Genomic DNA, 14,397 nt, shown 5'->3' on the forward strand with positions numbered 1-14,397 from the left:
GAGATCACAGGTGATTTTACAGCAGTAAGCGGATTTGACCTGGGGGATATTGAACATAATGCTGAACACAATCTGGATAGCGTCCCCTTCGACGTAATGCGGGAGCTGATTATTGATGCTTATAAAAAAGGAGGCATCATCACCATAAGCTGGCATGCTGACAACCCGGTTTCCGGCGGTGACTCGTGGGACAAAACACCGGCAGTGGCAGAAATACTTGCAGGAGGACAAACCACGGAAAAGTTTGAGCTATGGGTAGAGCGTTTGGCCGGATTTATTAAAAGCCTACGCTACAAAGGCAAACCCGTGCCGGTGATATTCAGACCATACCACGAAATGAACGGCTCGTGGTTTTGGTGGGGAGAAGGCAACTGCTCAGCTTCAGATTATATAAAACTATGGCAAAGGACGGTTTTTCTACTCAGAGATAAACACAAACTACACAATATCCTCTACGCGTACTCACCAAACAAGCTAGGCCCGGGCGATGACTATCTGAAGTATTACCCCGGCGATGATTATGTAGATATCCTTGGGGTGGACATTTATGACTTTAACAATGCTGAAGACTATAAAACGGCTGTTGCCAAAGACCTTGCGCTGGTAAAGAATATTGCTAACGAGAAAAATAAACTATTTGCTTTTACAGAAACAGGGCTGGAAAAAGTCCAAACTCCGGAATGGTTTACAGGTGTACTATATCCTGTAATCGAAAATTCGGGTATTGCATGGATACTGTTTTGGCGAAACAGCAAAGAGTCTCATCATTACCTGCCCTACAGAGGACATGTGAATGAAGACGATTTTAAGCGTTTCGAAGCCATGCCCAAAACCCTGTTTTTAAAAGACATCTCCAACCTCAAATACTAACTCATGCTTCATTTGTTGGATATAAGTATCATAGGAATCTACCTGCTTATCACTATTATTATTGGTCTGGCTGCCAGGAAGAGGGCACAAAAGAGCACCGGAGACTATTTAATGGGAGGTAAATCCATTCCATGGTATTTGCTGGGTCTCTCCAACGCGTCGGGCATGTTTGATATTTCCGGAACGATCTGGCTGGTCACGCTCTTATTTGTTTATGGGATAAAAAGCGCATGGATCCCCTGGTTATGGCCAGTCTTTAACCAGATCTTTTTAATGGTTTACCTGTCAAAATGGTTAAGAAGGTCCAATGTAACTACCGGAGCCGAGTGGATCCATACACGTTTCGGAACAGGAAAAGGAGGAAAACTCTCACAAACCATTATTGTAGTATTTGCGCTGTTGAGCTGCCTGGGCTTTTTGGCCTATGGGTTTATAGGCCTGGGCAAATTTGTTGAAATATTCATACCCTGGGAAATGGTGTCTGACTACCTGCCATTTAATGTCCCGGCGGCCTATGTGGCTCATTTTTATGGCGTTGTTTTTACACTATTTGCAGTATTTTATTCCCTCCTTGGAGGTATGTCCGGCATTGTATGGGCCGATGTAGTCCAGTTCTCTATCATGACCATCGCCGCATTGGTCATCGGCTATTTAGGTTTTGTAGCTGTTGGCGACCATACTGTTAACGTTCCGGACGGATGGATGAGTCCGTTCTTTGGGTGGAAGCTTGACCTGGACTGGAGTACCATTATTCCGGCGGTAAATGAAAAGATAGCGTCCGACGGCTACGGTTTGTTCACCATCTTTTTCATGATGATGGTGTTTAAAGGTGTTTTGGTCAGTCTGGCCGGTCCGGCTCCCAATTACGACATGCAAAAGATACTTTCTACCCGGTCACCGCAGGAAGCTTCTAAAATGAGTGGATTTGTTTCAGTGGTCTTAATGCCCATCCGTTATCTGATGATTGCGGGTTTCGCTGCCCTTGCCCTTATTTTTTACGACAAATTAGACTTGCTCACAGCCTCTGGCACAATAGATTTTGAATTGATCTTACCTGCAGCGATCAAACAATTTGCCCCTGTAGGCTTACTTGGCCTTTTGCTGGCCGGGTTATTAGCTGCTTTTATGTCAACATTTGCAGGCACACTCAATGCTGCCCAGGCTTATCTTATCAATGACATTTATTTAAAGCACAAGAAAGAGAAAGCCACACACAGGCAGATCAAATGGATGAATTATGGCTCAGGGATCATCGTGGTTGGCGTCAGCATTATTCTTGGCTTTTTTGTACAGGATGTAAACTCCGTGCTGCAGTGGCTGGTTTCAGCACTTTTTGGCAGCTACGTGGTGGCCAACGTGTTGAAATGGCACTGGTGGAGATTTAATGGAGAAGGCTTTTTCTGGGGCATGGTGGCAGGTATGGTTCCTGCGCTCATTTTGCCACTGGTATTCACGGCTACGCTTGACCTTTACTACTTCCCTATCCTGTTGGCAACATCAATCATCGGTTGTGTGGCAGGCACTTACACCGCTCCACCAACGGAAGAAGCTGTTTTAAAATCATTTTATATCAATGTAAGGCCCTGGGGCTTCTGGAAACCCATTTATAGCACACTTGCGAAGGAAAAAGTGGGCTTTAAAAGAAATACTGACTTTGGTTTGGACATGTTCAACGTAGCAGTAGGCATTATTGCCCAAACCACTCTGGTGCTGCTGCCCATGTACATTGTGTTCAGGCAGCTTTACCCTATCTACATTCTCGTTGCAATACTGGCTGTTAGTATAATCTTATTGAAAAAATTCTGGTGGAATAATTTAAAAAATGACCTTGACTAAAGAACTTATGAAAAAGACTGAGACGATAAATAAATTCAGGGAAATCAAAGAACAACATGCTTGTTTAATTGCCCGGGAAAACAAGCCTGTAAAAGAATCCAATGGTATTTTCAGCCGGTATGAGCACCCCATAGTAACTGCAAACCATACGCCCCTACATTGGAGGTACGATTTGAACCCTGAAACCAACCCTCATGCCCTTGAACGCATAGGAATCAATGGTACATTCAATGCCGGAGCCATTAAGTGGAAGGGTAAATATGTGCTATGCCTTCGGGTAGAGGGCAATGACCGAAAGTCATTTTTTGCTATGGCAGAAAGCCCTAACGGTGTTGATAATTTCACCTTTTGGGACAAGCCCTGCGTAATACCGGAAATACCGGAGAACCCTGATACGAATGTATATGATATGCGGCTTACAGCCCATGAGGACGGGTGGATCTACGGTGTATTCTGCACGGAAAGAAAAGATCTTAATGCTCCTGCCGGTGATACCAGTTCTGCGACTGCAAATGCGGGCATAGTAAGAACAAAAGACCTGATCAACTGGGAAAGATTACCCGACCTGATCTCAAAATCATCGCAGCAGCGGAACGTAGTGCTTCACCCTGAATTTGTCAATGGTAAGTATGCCATCTACACTCGCCCTCAGGATGGATTTATAGAAGTCGGTAGCGGAGGAGGAATAGGCTTAGGGTATATTACCGATATATGCAATCCTATCCTGGAAGATGAAAGGGTGATCAACAACAAGGTCTACCATACAGTATATGAGCTTAAGAACGGATTAGGCCCTGCACCGATAAAAACAAGCAAAGGATGGCTGCACCTGGCTCACGGTGTGCGAAATACCGCGGCAGGCCTGCGCTATACTTTGTATATGTTTATGACTGACTTAAATGACATCTCCAAGGTAACTTATCAGCCGGGAGGACATTTTATGGCTCCTATCAATGGCGAAAGAGTTGGAGATGTGTCTAACGTATTGTTTTGCAATGGCTGGGTAGTAGATGAAGACGGCACTGTATTTATTTACTATGCCTCTTCCGATACACGTATGCATGTAGCTGTCTCATCAGTGGAAAAATTGCTTGAGTATGTAATGAATACGCCAAAGGACAGATATTCATCTGCCAAATCAGTGGAAACCATTTTGGAGCTCATAGATAAAAATCAGGGATTGTATTGATGCGTGAATCATACATACGATTAAGATCAGAGCTTAGCAGTGAGTTAGACCGCATACTAAATTACTGGGCATCAAACACTATTGATGAAACCCATGGAGGCTTTTACGGAGCGATCGATCACCATAACAGGGTCATTCCAAAAGCCTCCAAAGGCATTATCCTGAACAGCAGGATACTATGGGCTTTCTCTGCGGCCTCCAGTCATTTAAACACGGAGAAGTATGCCGCGGTATGTCAAAGGGCATTTGACTACATCAAAAACAACTTCTACGACACCAGATATAAAGGGGTGTTTTGGGAAGTGGATGATAAAGGCACCCCCATCAATAAGCGAAAGCAGGTCTATGCCCAGGCCTTCTGCATTTATGCTTTCTCAGAATATTACATCTATTCCCGTAATGAGGAAGCTAAACTTCTGGCCATTGAAATTTTTGAATGCATAGAAAAGTACTCCCGGGATAAAGAAAAGGGAGGTTATATGGAGGCTTTTGATGAAGACTGGGGCTCGCTGGAAGATGTACGGCTAAGTCCGAAGGATATGAATGCCGACAAAACCATGAACACTCATCTTCATGTACTGGAGGCTTACACCACCCTGCTTAAAATTTATGAAAGTGAAAAGCTGAAGGAGTCGCTACGCCATTTGGTAGATATTTTTCAGAATAAATTTCTCAATAAGCAAAATCATTATGAGCTCTTCTTTGACAGAAGCTGGAACCTGCTCAGCAACACGGTGTCATATGGCCATGATATAGAATCTGCCTGGCTGGTGCTGGAAGCTGCCAGATGTATTTCTGATAAAGATATGGAAAGTGCCTGCGAAGCATCCGCCATAAAAGTGGCAGACACATTTTTGAGTGAGGGTATTGATGCTGAAGGTGCTGTAATGAATGAGAAGCATATGGATACCGGTGCCCTGGATGATGACCGGCACTGGTGGCCACAGGTAGAGGCCATGGTTGGGCTGGAATATGCCTACAAGCTTACAGGTAATAATGAGTACCTGGAAAAGTCCGTCGAAATCTGGGAATTCACAAAAAAACACCTGATCGACAGGCAAAACGGGGAATGGCACTTTAGGGTTGACCGCAACGGAAATCCATATACAGAAGAGCATAAAGTAAGTATGTGGAAGGCCCCTTACCATACAACCCGGGCATGTATCATTTTAACGTCAGTAACATGAAAAGTTTTGGCGCTGATTATTTCATTGACTTTGCTAGCAAGTCAGCCTCACAACTTGCTGACGATTTACCTGACATGTATTCTTTACCTTAATTTAATCGTATCATGAAAACACTGAAACTTATCCTCATCCTACTTGGCTCACAGCTCATGTTTGCATGTAAAGTTGCCCATGACTCACGTGTGGCCAGAAAAACACAAATTGATCTGATTACTGTAAAAGACGGTATTTTTTATAAGGGAAGCACTCCCTATTATTTCGTAGGGGCCAATTATTGGTACGGTCCATTGATCGCCGCTGAGAATATTGGTGATCGCGACCGGCTGATTAAAGAACTTGACCTGATGAAGGAATTAGGCATCGACAACCTGCGTATTTTGGTTGGGGCAGAAGGAGATGGAAAAGACTCCAGGGTCCATCCGGCTTTGCAATATAAACAAGGGGTATATAATGCAGACTTGCTGGATGGCCTGGATTTTTTGCTGATGCAAATGCGCAAGCGAAATATGTATGCCATCCTGTACATGAATAATAACTGGATATGGTCTGGCGGGATGTCGCAATACCTGGAATGGAATGGATATGGTGAAGTGCCTAACCCTTTTCTGGAGGAGTACACCTGGCCGCAATACATGAATTACACCAAGCAATTCCATACCTGTGAGCCTTGTATGGAGGCCTTTTACAAGCATGTAACCTTTATCATGGGACGTACCAACTCCTATACTAAAATCCCTTATACTCAGGACAACACCATTATGTCATGGCAGGTGGCCAATGAACCCAGGGTATTCAGCCCTGATCATGAAGAGGCCTTTGCCAAATGGCTTAAAGCCACCGTTGCGCTGATAGAGTCACACGATTCTGTACACCTTATCTCTACCGGCGCTGAGGGCAAGGCCAGTTATCTTGATAATATTGATATGTATGAGCGATTGCACACCAACCCGGATATAGATTACCTGACCATGCATATGTGGCCGAAAAACTGGGGCTGGTACGACATCAATAATGAAGAAGAAACAACAAAGATCTCGATAGATAAAGCGAATGCTTATCTGAACGAACATATTGCCATTGCTCAAAAGCTAAACAAGCCCATAGTAATGTCAGAGTTTGGGTTTCCAAGAGCGAAAGAAAGCCTTTCTCCCGAAGCTTCTATAGAAAACAGAAATACCTTCTATAGTGCCATTATAAAACGCGTACAGGAAAGCGAAAATAAACAGGGTGAACTTAGCGGGTTGAATTTCTGGGGTTTTGCAGGATATGGCAAAGCCCACGAGGCCCATAATGGAAAATGGAAACATGGAGATGATTTCCTGGCAGATCCGCCTCAGGAACCGCAGGGCTTAAATTCTGTATTTGCTTCGGATTCCACCACACTGGAAATGATTAAAAAAGCTAATAAAGAATTGTCGGGTAAGAAGTAGCAGGAAATTGACTACTAAGGTTAATTACCGCTATGTATATCAAATTTCGGTGAGGCAAGTATACCCCTGGCCATATCGGCTTTGAAATGGGTATGCTTGATCAATGTCACCATACGCCAAACCGATCATTCACACCGTTCAATGAACGAATTGTATTAGCATTTGATCGAATAGATCAATGGGTAAAGGAAGTCAACCGTTATTTTTGAGATATACAAAGCATTAACAACTGCTTTAAACTCAATAGCGCGGCATAAATGCCAAAGTGAAAGATAGTGAGTTGATAAATGCCAGTACATTGATTTTCCCAGATTCTATGAGAGCCTAAACCACCAATTCTATGATTTCTTTACTTAAACGTGTCCGACTAAAATACCCTCATTTAGCATGGTATTTCTTTTTTTTAATAGTTGGCCTGCCTGGTATTGTTCAGGCTCAAACAGTTTCAAAATACATTGTGGTCGATCAATTTGGGTACAGGCCGGGTTCTGAAAAGATCGCAGTGATAAGGAATCCGATAACAGGCTTTGATGCCGCAGAGTCTTTCACCCCCGGGGATAACTATGCACTGGTCAATGTCAGCGACAACAGCCAGGTGTATAGCGGCACCCCGGAAATATGGAATGGTGGCAATGAGGATACTTCATCCGGCGATAAGGCCTGGTGGTTTGATTTTTCCACCTATGACACTCCTGGAAATTATTATGTACTGGACATTGACAACAATGTGCGTTCTTATGAATTTACGATCAATGAAAATGTATATGCCGAAGTGTTAAAGCATGCTGTTCGTACCTTCTTTTATCAACGGGCAGGGTACAGCAAACCTGCTCAATATGCCGGGGAAGACTGGGCAGACAATGCAAGTCACCTGGGACCTTTACAGGATACAGAATGTAGACGTTATGATGACAAAAACAATGCATCAACTGAGCGTGACCTCAGCGGGGGCTGGTATGATGCCGGGGACTACAACAAGTACACTCCCTGGACCGCCAACTATATTATCGGGATGTTAAATGCGTATGAGAGCAATCCTGATATCTGGGGGGACAATTATTGCCTGCCCTACTCCGGGAATGGCACGCCCGACCTCATAGATGAAATAAAGTGGGGCGCTGATCATCTGCTCAGGCTCCAGGAGCCGGATGGTTCCCTGATCAGTGTTGTGAGCTTGGCCGGTGCTTCACCACCATCTTCGGCTACAGGCCAGAGCCTGTACGGAGGGGTGAATACAACTTCTGCGCTGGCAAGCGCAGCAGCATATGCCTATGCTGCACGCATTTTCAGTGATCTGGGAATGAGTTCCTACAGCAATACTTTACTGGAAGCCGCTAAAAAAGCGTGGGACTGGGCAGATGCAAACCCTAATGTAATCTGGAAAAACAACAGCGCAGAGTATAATTCAGTAGGCATTGGCGCAGGACAGCAGGAAACAGATGATTATGGTCGGTTTGCCTATAAAATACGTGCAGCGGTACATCTTTATCAAACCACAGGCGATGCAAAATACAAGACTTTTGTTGAAAGCAACTATCAGGATGTACACCTTATGTCATGGAACTATGCCTTTCCGTTTGAAGAAGAAAATCAACAGGTGCTACTGCATTACGCATCGTTGCCCGGAGTTTCTTCTGAGGTAGCCTCATCTATAAAAAGTACTTATAAAGCGGCTATGGAAAGCACCAATAACTTCAGTGCCTTCTATAGTGAAGTAGACCCCTATACAGCCCATCTTGCTGATTATGTCTGGGGCAGCAACCATATAAAAGCAAGGAAAGGCCTCATGTTTATGGATTATATCGCCTATACAGATGGCAGCGATAAATATGATGATGCTACCAAAGCGGCTGAGAGATACCTGCATTACATACATGGCGTAAACCCTCTTAATTTCTGCTACCTTTCAAATATGTATGATTACGGCGCAGACAATGGTGTCAACGAATTTTACCACACGTGGTTTGGAGATGGCACAGATTGGGACAGGGTCGGCACAAGCACTTACGGGCCTGCCCCCGGGTACCTTGTGGGTGGGGCAAACCCTTCCTACGATTGGGATGGCTGTTGCCCTTCCGGTTGCGGTGGAGCCACCTGTGACGCGACTCAACGATCCAGAATAGTGGGACAGCCCAGCCAGAAAGCTTATGATGATTTTAATACAAGCTGGCCCATGAACTCATGGTCAGTTACGGAAAATAGCTGTGGCTATCAGGTTGGGTACATTCAGTTGCTTTCAAAGTTTGTGCCCTCAGGTTCGCAGCTCAGTTGTGAGGTAAATGTTACCACAGGCATCCAGCCATCTGCAGGGAACGAACATGTAACATTACACCCCAACCCTACCGATGGTGTTCTTAAAATTATGACCAGGGAACCTGCGGAGGTAAAAGTATACAATGTGCTGGGCAGTCTGGTGATAGACCAGAAGATAGCCACTAACGGTCAGATTGATATGAAAGATCTACCCAACGGCATTTACCAGGTATGTCTGTTTAAGGATGGACAGAAGGTGTACCAGGGCAAAGTAGTGAAGAGGTAGGGTAGAATTTATTGGCCACCTGCCGGGTGAATGATCTCACCCGGCATTGGGCGGCAGACATAGTCGGCCAGAATGCCCTTTCCGACTCGGCTATTTTGTGCACACATTTTTCTGCTTGAAGCATTTGCTTAGAATAGCAGCAAACAAAGCTAAATTGCGGCTTTACTAAACTTCCGAAAGTTTGGTAAAGCTTAACTGTTCAGAAGTACTGACTGAGTATAATAGCCTTAAAGCTGAGATTGCTTCACACCTTAACCACAAAAGATTTCAGTTCAATCAATATTCTTGAACCTGCGCTTCGGAATTTATAGATATCGCAAAATGCATATGTAGCATCTTCCATCACCATAAAACCATTGGCAGTCCCTTCTTTTCCGTGAGTAACGATTGAGTCAATAATCAGCTCCTTAGGATGCGGATATTCCAACATCTTATCTATTTCTTTTTTAAAGGCTGGCTTGCCATTTACTTCAAAGTCTCCGTAGACGCACCATTTGATGCTATCATCCACGTGATCCAGAATGAAGGCAGCATTTCCTTCGGCAAACGCAACATTGAAATCGTGAATGAAAGCTTTCTTAGGAGAATTTCCACAATCTGGTGCTATTGTAATTTTAGTCATAATCTGTATTTTCGGCCTTAATGGTGCCCGGCAAGTCAGAATGTACTGTCGGGTTCATTTCCGCCATTTGATTTTCAAACAAAATAGACCAATTTTTCTCTTTAACACGAAGTGCTTTTGCGGACATTTAACGGGCTGATTACGACATAGTGGCTATTTGTCACCTCACAGCATATGGCCCGACCTTGCATTGGACAACGGATTTGAAAGACCGGAATCCCCTGCTACTCTACGAAAGCCCGGAATAACAGGCCAAATATTCAGACTCCCCTACAATGCCAGTCGAAAACCAAAAACCTCCAGACCTTCCTGCTCAAAATCCAAATCTTCGGATCTTTTGAAGCCTGACTTTTCATACATCTGCCAGGCAGTTTGCATAGCCCTTGTCGTATGGATAACCACTTGTTGCCGGTTTGTCTCCCTGGCCTTATTAATACATGCCTGCACCAGAAGTTTGCCTACCCCCTGCCCTCGGGCTAAAGGACTAACGGCCAGCAACCTAAAACCTGCAGCGTGTTTCTCTTTTGTAGCTGTGCCTCCGGAACCATAATATTGCATATCTCCAAAATAAACCACTGCACCTAGTATAGTCCCTTTTGAAGAAACAGCCACAATAAGTTCGGCCTCAGGCTTGGCTGTCAGGTCACCTACATTGGCCAGCAGGTTGTAATACCGGGGGCGCTCCGAGGGTTTAGGAAAACCTTCAAGGCTGGAATAAACCTCCACCATTAACTGACCAATTTCGGTATATTCGTTTGGGTATGCAGCTCTTACGGTAGGCCCAACACTTACAATTTCACTTTCCATATCTGTATTATTTATTAATGATCACACGTTCGTGAAGGGGCTTTTTCTCTAATTCTGCATCTATTCTTTCCAGAATGGCAATAATCTCCGGATGACCTGTGGTAAGCACATCCCGGAGCGCCGTGGATATCTGCTCCCAAACCGGATTAAGCTTGTCCAGAAGCTTGCGGCCTGCTTTGGTCAGTGAAACCAGCTTAGAGCGCTTATCGTCAGGGTTAGTTTTTATTTGAACCAGACCTTCCTTTTCCAGCTCTTTCACAATGTTTTTCACAGTTATATGCGAAAAAGCAATCTGATCAGTAATCTCCATAATGGTTTGAGGCTCTCCTGCCCTTGAAAGCACGTAATAAACCGGAAACCAACTGGACTTAAAGCCCAGGCCGGAATTTTTATAAATGGTATCGCCACTGATCTGCAGCTTCTCATAGATCCTTCTGAATCGGGAACCTCCCGAAAGGAACCCTAACTTTTCAATGATGTTTGCCATGCTATTTATGAAAGTAGTTTTATAAAATTATGAAACTACTTTTGTATCTGCAAATACAACTCCTATTAATCAATCTGCAACTCAAGTGATCAAAAGCAGTCAATGCTTACATTAATGCTAATACTACAATTACAAGAATATTAAATCCCAAAAGGAGCTGAATTGCAACATTTCTTTTTCTTAGAAGCTCTAAAGATTTGGAGTGCCTTTGCATAGCCAATTTGTTGACTACGAAAACAGGAGTAAGAATAATAAAGTATCTTATATAAGCTGTTAGAAAATTATACTGCGGTATTCTTCCCATTACCTGATCTTCTCTTACCAAATAAATGAGGTGAAAAATTACCTTAATTATACTTAAGATAACGAACACGGCTATGAAATTTCCTATCACACTAATCTTCCTTTCGTACAGCTTCTCCAAAAACAATTGGCACAACCATCCTTGACTGAACTTTCAGCCCACTTTGTGTCGCAGGAATAAATTTATAATTGATGGCTTTCAACACTCTGAGCGCCTCGGCATCTGCATCTTCATGAAGCCCTTTAGCCACCTCCACATTAGTCATATTACCCAAAGTGTCAACGATAAACTGAACGTAAACCTTGCCCTCCACATGTAATCGCTTGGGATAACGGATTTCGCTGGCAATTGCTTCATAAAATTTCTCATGCCCTCCCTCAGGATGGGGCATCGTTTCCACCACCATTCCAAAAACCACAGGCTCATAACCAGTCTCTTCTACCGGTATTTCTTCAATTTCTGACATTTCCTGTGCGCTAACCTGTACAACAGAAGCGGCTATGGCTGTAACGCTTACCGCTAAGTATTTCAGCAACGGTTTGCTCAACTGTGAGCGCCTGAATATACCACATACGGGAGTGTTCGATGCTTTCAGGGATTTTAACAGTTGCTCTTCTGAAGAAGAGGTAAAGTCAGTTACCTTATGTCGGCATTTCTCGCAAAAATAGTCTTTGCCACATGAATTTAAGGATTCCCTGCTTTCCGGACAGTCGAATGCCAAGGTGATGTTTTTGATATCATTCATGAGAGATCGTTTTTTATCACCATAAGCCAGAATGTGAAGAAAGTCACAAACGAGTAAATATCCGTGAACAATCAAACGGTGAGCACCACTTTCCCAATAAACCTTCCCTCTCCAAAGTACTTCATGCCTTCGGAAGCTTCATCTAATGGATACACTTTATCAATGATTGGCTTGAGCTCTCCTTTTTCAAACATTGCAGTCAAAATCTCAAGATCTGCCCTGTTGGGTGTATGCATGAGCAGCCCCATCTTGCGCGACTTCACTGCCCAGGGAGCTATTAACCCTATCTTTAGAAGCATGGATACCGAACCTCCAACAACTACAAATGTACCACCCCGTTTCAAAGATCGCTTATAATCGGCAAGTGAACGTTTGGCAATTACATCCAGCACCATATCATATTGCTTACCACTTTTGGTATAGTCCTCTTTAAGGAAATCAATAACATGATCTGCCCCAAGTGAGCGCAAAAAGTCCAGCTTCTCGCCTTTGTCTACTACAGTTATTTTGGCTTCTTTAAGTTTGGCCAATTGTATGGCAAAGGTGCCCACCCCTCCTCCTGCTCCATTAATTAGAAGCTGCTGCCCCGCTGCTATTCCGCCATTGCTGCGGAGTCCCTGAAGTGCCAGCACGCCCGCCTGGGGGATGGCTGCCGCCTCTTCAAAAGATAATGCTGTAGGTTTAAACGCCAGTTTACTTTCATGTGTACACACGTACTCGGCAAAAGCACCAAAGCCTGTACCGGAAATGTCACCAAACACCTTATCTCCGGGCTTGAAATATGTCACGTTCTTTCCTACTGCCTCCACTATGCCTGCCACATCGCTACCGATGATGTTGTACCTGGGCTTAAAAAGACCAAAAAGCAGCCTGTAAGCATATGGTTTGCCCAAAACAAGGTCCCAGTCCCACGAGTTGATGGAGGTGGCTTTTACTTTTATCAGCACTTCTTCATCCTTTGGAGAAGGCTTCTTTACCTCTTCAAGTTTGAGTACATCGGGTGTGCCATATTGATGATAGATGATGGCTTTCATTTTCAGTTGGCTATGGTGATGATTAAATTTCCTTGTTTTTGGCCACTTTCCACATATCTATGCGCTTCAACTACCTGCTCAAGCGGGTATCTTTTGTCTATAACGGGTTTTATCTTCCCTTCTTTAACCAGTTGAGCCAGATAAAGCAAATCTTGCGTGGTTTCCTCAGCAAAATCATAGATAACTTTCTTGCCGGCCCATTTTGCTCTGATCATTTTCCCAGGACTGGGGTTGGCAAGCAGGTAACACCCATCGTTTTTCACAAGACCAAGGCATTTTGCAAACGGGCTGCTATAGATCAGGTCAAATACCACCTCGTATTGCTTACCACTCTCAAAATAATTCTCTTTGGTGTAATCTATCACATGATCGGCGCCAAGAGACCGCAACATATCCAGCTTTGCGCCATTATCAACGGCTGTTACCTCCGCACCATAATTTTTGGCAAGCTGCACCCCATATGTTCCTATACTTCCTCCCGCACCGATAATCAGCACTTTCTGTCCGGGACGGATATTTGCTTTTCTCAGGAACTGGAGAGCATTAATTCCGGCCACCGGTAATGTTGCGGCATCTTCATGACTGATTTCCACTGGCTTAAGGGCCATGTTTTTCGGGTCACGGCTCATGTATTCCGCGTTGGCCCCCATGTGCATGCCTCCTGTACCGAAAATAGGATCGCCAACTTTAAAGGAAGTTACCTTACTACCCACGGCCTCCACCACACCGGAAAATTCTGCTCCTGCCACCAGTTTTCTGGGCTTGCTGATGCCCATAAAGAGGCGTAAAGGTATACGTGTCCACAAAGGCAATGACATGCCCCTGATCTCGCAATCACCCATGATCACGGTTGAGGCATATACTTTTATGAGTACTTCATTGTCTTTGGGGATTGGTTTTTCCACTTCTCTCACCTCCAGCACTTCAGGAGGGCCATACCGGGTGACTATTGTTGCTTTCATAGTTGGGGCGCGTCTATTTAAGTACAGAAACAATTAATCACTATTATACCTTATATCCTTCTAAAAAATGATAAGTGATAAATAAAACGGCTTGATGGTTGGGATTTTGGGGTGACGATGAATGCTGATATGGATCTGTTGGATAACACCCGTTTGATGGCTATTAATCATACTTATTTTCTCATCTCCTTATCTCCCATATCCGGGTTATAGGCCTTGCCATCTTTATCAAAAGACCAAACATTGGAAACTTCCTTCAATTCAGGCAGGTCAACCTCTCCTTCTTTTACCTTTTGGTTTACAATTCTGCGCAATCTTCTGTTCGCCTTACGCTTGTTCTGCTTTTCAGAATTGGCGGAGGTGATGCCTCTTATCTTTCTTTTCC

Annotated in this window: 14 protein-coding genes; 6 read left to right on the forward strand and 8 right to left on the reverse strand. The window is 44.1% G+C overall.

Translation table 11 applies throughout. From position 1 onward, the window contains the following. The 6 genes from E1163_RS10260 to E1163_RS10285 form a co-directional block, all read left to right on the forward strand. The coding region (locus tag E1163_RS10260; RefSeq protein WP_155171354.1) for a glycoside hydrolase family 26 protein at positions 1-870 on the forward strand (870 nt) is incomplete at its 5' end. Between the two features lie 3 nt (positions 871-873). Then, the gene (locus tag E1163_RS10265; protein ID WP_155171355.1) at positions 874-2,706 is read left to right on the forward strand and encodes a sodium:solute symporter family protein; all 1,833 of its coding nucleotides are present in this window, start codon (positions 874-876) and stop codon (positions 2,704-2,706) included. 7 nt (positions 2,707-2,713) lie between these two features. Further along, on the forward strand, positions 2,714-3,895 hold the full coding sequence (locus E1163_RS10270; RefSeq protein WP_155171356.1) for a glycoside hydrolase family 130 protein: 1,182 nt from the start codon (positions 2,714-2,716) through the stop codon (positions 3,893-3,895). Beyond that, positions 3,895-5,082, forward strand: coding sequence for an AGE family epimerase/isomerase (locus E1163_RS10275; protein ID WP_155171357.1), 1,188 nt, complete (start codon positions 3,895-3,897; stop codon positions 5,080-5,082). Before E1163_RS10270 ends, E1163_RS10275 begins: the two co-directional genes overlap by 1 nt. A gap of 104 nt (positions 5,083-5,186) precedes the next feature. Then, positions 5,187-6,512, forward strand: coding sequence for a glycoside hydrolase 5 family protein (locus tag E1163_RS10280; RefSeq protein WP_155171358.1), 1,326 nt, complete (start codon positions 5,187-5,189; stop codon positions 6,510-6,512). A 340-nt stretch (positions 6,513-6,852) separates the two neighbouring features. Further along, the gene (locus tag E1163_RS10285; RefSeq protein WP_185156040.1) at positions 6,853-9,051 is read left to right on the forward strand and encodes a glycoside hydrolase family 9 protein; all 2,199 of its coding nucleotides are present in this window, start codon (positions 6,853-6,855) and stop codon (positions 9,049-9,051) included. A gap of 244 nt (positions 9,052-9,295) precedes the next feature. Here E1163_RS10285 and E1163_RS10290 read toward each other — a convergent pair whose 3' ends face one another. From E1163_RS10290 to E1163_RS30525, 8 genes are all read right to left on the reverse strand, one after another. Next, the gene (locus E1163_RS10290) at positions 9,296-9,673 is read right to left on the reverse strand and encodes a nuclear transport factor 2 family protein (protein ID WP_155171359.1); all 378 of its coding nucleotides are present in this window, start codon (positions 9,671-9,673) and stop codon (positions 9,296-9,298) included. Beyond that, positions 9,666-9,800, reverse strand: coding sequence for a hypothetical protein (locus tag E1163_RS31385; RefSeq protein WP_281353113.1), 135 nt, complete (start codon positions 9,798-9,800; stop codon positions 9,666-9,668). The genes E1163_RS10290 and E1163_RS31385 overlap by 8 nt, the downstream gene beginning before the upstream one ends. A gap of 143 nt (positions 9,801-9,943) precedes the next feature. Next, on the reverse strand, positions 9,944-10,480 hold the full coding sequence (locus E1163_RS10295; protein WP_155171360.1) for a GNAT family N-acetyltransferase: 537 nt from the start codon (positions 10,478-10,480) through the stop codon (positions 9,944-9,946). A gap of 7 nt (positions 10,481-10,487) precedes the next feature. Continuing rightward, positions 10,488-10,967 (reverse strand): MarR family winged helix-turn-helix transcriptional regulator, encoded by a 480-nt coding sequence (locus tag E1163_RS10300; RefSeq protein WP_155171361.1) that lies wholly within the window; start codon positions 10,965-10,967, stop codon positions 10,488-10,490. A 395-nt stretch (positions 10,968-11,362) separates the two neighbouring features. Further along, positions 11,363-12,016 carry an energy transducer TonB gene (locus E1163_RS10305; RefSeq protein ID WP_155171362.1) on the reverse strand — a complete coding sequence of 218 codons (654 nt, stop codon included), beginning with the start codon at positions 12,014-12,016 and terminating at the stop codon, positions 11,363-11,365. Between the two features lie 71 nt (positions 12,017-12,087). Further along, positions 12,088-13,050: an NAD(P)-dependent alcohol dehydrogenase gene (locus E1163_RS10310; protein WP_155171363.1), complete on the reverse strand. Its 963-nt coding sequence runs from the start codon at positions 13,048-13,050 to the stop codon at positions 12,088-12,090. Between the two features lie 2 nt (positions 13,051-13,052). Then, positions 13,053-14,012, reverse strand: a complete 960-nt coding sequence (locus E1163_RS10315; protein ID WP_155171364.1) for an NAD(P)-dependent alcohol dehydrogenase — start codon at positions 14,010-14,012, stop codon at positions 13,053-13,055. A gap of 173 nt (positions 14,013-14,185) precedes the next feature. Beyond that, positions 14,186-14,397, reverse strand: a 212-nt coding sequence (locus E1163_RS30525; RefSeq protein ID WP_185156041.1) for a hypothetical protein, incomplete at its 5' end; no start/stop codon positions are given.

This window comes from Fulvivirga kasyanovii, assembly GCF_009711405.1.
Lineage (GTDB): Bacteria > Bacteroidota > Bacteroidia > Cytophagales > Cyclobacteriaceae > Fulvivirga > Fulvivirga kasyanovii.

What these genes read in the sequence shown, in the direction of transcription:
- E1163_RS10265 (WP_155171355.1), top strand. Translation starts at nt 874, where the DNA reads ATGCTTCATTTGTTGGATATAAGTATCATAGGAATCTACCTGCTTATC.
- E1163_RS10270 (WP_155171356.1), top strand. Translation starts at nt 2,714, where the DNA reads ATGAAAAAGACTGAGACGATAAATAAATTCAGGGAAATCAAAGAACAA.
- E1163_RS10275 (WP_155171357.1), top strand. Translation starts at nt 3,895, where the DNA reads ATGCGTGAATCATACATACGATTAAGATCAGAGCTTAGCAGTGAGTTA.
- E1163_RS10280 (WP_155171358.1), top strand. Translation starts at nt 5,187, where the DNA reads ATGAAAACACTGAAACTTATCCTCATCCTACTTGGCTCACAGCTCATG.
- E1163_RS10285 (WP_185156040.1), top strand. Translation starts at nt 6,853, where the DNA reads ATGATTTCTTTACTTAAACGTGTCCGACTAAAATACCCTCATTTAGCA.
- E1163_RS10290 (WP_155171359.1), bottom strand. Translation starts at nt 9,673, where the DNA reads ATGACTAAAATTACAATAGCACCAGATTGTGGAAATTCTCCTAAGAAA.
- E1163_RS31385 (WP_281353113.1), bottom strand. Translation starts at nt 9,800, where the DNA reads ATGTCCGCAAAAGCACTTCGTGTTAAAGAGAAAAATTGGTCTATTTTG.
- E1163_RS10295 (WP_155171360.1), bottom strand. Translation starts at nt 10,480, where the DNA reads ATGGAAAGTGAAATTGTAAGTGTTGGGCCTACCGTAAGAGCTGCATAC.
- E1163_RS10300 (WP_155171361.1), bottom strand. Translation starts at nt 10,967, where the DNA reads ATGGCAAACATCATTGAAAAGTTAGGGTTCCTTTCGGGAGGTTCCCGA.
- E1163_RS10305 (WP_155171362.1), bottom strand. Translation starts at nt 12,016, where the DNA reads ATGAATGATATCAAAAACATCACCTTGGCATTCGACTGTCCGGAAAGC.
- E1163_RS10310 (WP_155171363.1), bottom strand. Translation starts at nt 13,050, where the DNA reads ATGAAAGCCATCATCTATCATCAATATGGCACACCCGATGTACTCAAA.
- E1163_RS10315 (WP_155171364.1), bottom strand. Translation starts at nt 14,012, where the DNA reads ATGAAAGCAACAATAGTCACCCGGTATGGCCCTCCTGAAGTGCTGGAG.